Annotated in this window: 1 pseudogene; it reads right to left on the reverse strand. The window is 64.3% G+C overall.

Going from position 1 to position 294, the window contains the following annotated elements:
* Positions 1-294 (reverse strand): annotated as a pseudogene (locus tag EN851_RS35585) (protein kinase); the annotation flags it as partial.

A 294-nucleotide genomic window follows, 5' to 3' on the forward strand; every position in this document is an offset into this window, starting at 1 on the left:
TGGAAATCGGGGTCGATGTCTGACAGGTCCGGCACGGTCCGGCGTTTCTCGATCACCTCGTACTGCGTACCGCTCATATCGAGAGGCTTCCCGCGCAGCGCGGCGGCGAGCACCAGGCCAAGGCTATAGATATCGGACTGCTCGCTGACCTCGCCGCCATAGAGGCCGAGCTGCTCCGGCGAAACATAATTGTATTTGCCGGCGAACCTTCCACCGATCAGCGTCTCGCCGCCGGTCGCCGAGCGCGCGATGCCGAAATCGATGATCTTGGCGCGATCGACCCGCCCGCCCGGC

This window comes from Mesorhizobium sp. M8A.F.Ca.ET.208.01.1.1 (assembly GCF_004791315.1).
In the GTDB taxonomy this organism is placed as follows: domain Bacteria; phylum Pseudomonadota; class Alphaproteobacteria; order Rhizobiales; family Rhizobiaceae; genus Mesorhizobium.